Source organism: uncultured Campylobacter sp. (assembly GCF_937997595.1).
GTDB lineage: Bacteria > Campylobacterota > Campylobacteria > Campylobacterales > Campylobacteraceae > Campylobacter_B.
Window position 1 is genome coordinate 1 of the sequence record NZ_CALKTS010000219.1, and the last position, 1,118, is coordinate 1,118.

The window sequence follows — 1,118 nt, forward strand, 5'->3', positions numbered from 1 at the left end:
GAGCTGTACCCTTATCTTCCATAATGGTAGCAGCGCAGGTGGCGGGTAGAAGATGGAAAAGTATTTAAAAAAGCTTATGATTTAGCTAAAACGAATAAATTTTATCTAAGCAAAATAATACTTGTCAAAAAACTTGCAAGATAACGAAGGACTGAAATAAAATTAATTGTTTAGTCGCTTTGACAGCTAAGTTTCAACCCCACGGTATAAACCTGACTAAATTTACAGTCTCACTTCAATATTTTGTTCTCGTAAATACGCTTTTAGTGCCTTGATTTCGATTTCTCTGAAGTGAAAAATCGATGCCGCCAGGCATGCGTCCGCGCCCGCTAAAAATGCGTCTTTGAAGTGCTCCATTTTACCCGCACCGCCGCTTGCGATAACGGGGATGTCAAGCGCGCTGAAAATCCGCGTCAAATTTAGCTCAAAGCCGTTTTTAACGCCGTCGCAGTCCATTGATGTGAGTAAAATTTCGCCTGCACCGCGCTCCTGCGCCTCTTTTGCCCAGGCAAGTGCATCTTTGCCGGTATCTAGCCTACCGCCGTTTATAAAAACGCTATAGCCGCAAGGCTCGCCGTTCCCAGTTAAAATTTCATCCTGCGGAGCGCGTAAAATTTTGCCAAAATTTCGAGTCTCACTGCCTAAATTTGTGTCTGGATTTCGCATGTCGCCGTGTAAATTTCCGTTTGAATTCCTCGTCGCGCCACATAAATCGCCACGCGAAATTTCATTCGAATTTCGTTTCGCATCAATCGCGACGACGACGCACTGCGAGCCGAATTTATTCGCCGCTTCGTCTATCAAATTTGGATTTTTTATCGCGGCCGAATTGAGGCTTATTTTGTCGCAGCCAACGTTTAGTAGGCGCGAGATATCGTCGATCGTGCGGATACCCCCGCCCACGGTCAGCGGGATAAAAAGCTCACGCGCTACCCGCTCTACGACGTCCACGATCGTATCGCGCTCAAGGTGCGACGCCGTAATGTCGAGGAAGCACAGCTCATCCGCGCCCTCCTCGTTGTAACGCTTGGCTATCTCGACCGGATCGCCCGCATCCACGAGGCCTACGAAATTTACGCCCTTTACCACGCGTCCGTCTTTGACGTCAAGGCATGGGA

The 1,118-nt window shown here is 47.9% G+C and carries 1 protein-coding gene; it reads right to left on the reverse strand.

What is annotated here, in order from left to right; translation table 11 throughout:
- Positions 1-222: 222 nt before the first annotated feature.
- Complete coding sequence (gene hisF / locus Q0614_RS07510) at positions 223-1,089, reverse strand: imidazole glycerol phosphate synthase subunit HisF (RefSeq protein ID WP_366125050.1); 867 nt, start codon at positions 1,087-1,089, stop codon at positions 223-225.
- Between the last annotated feature and the right edge of the window lie 29 nt (positions 1,090-1,118).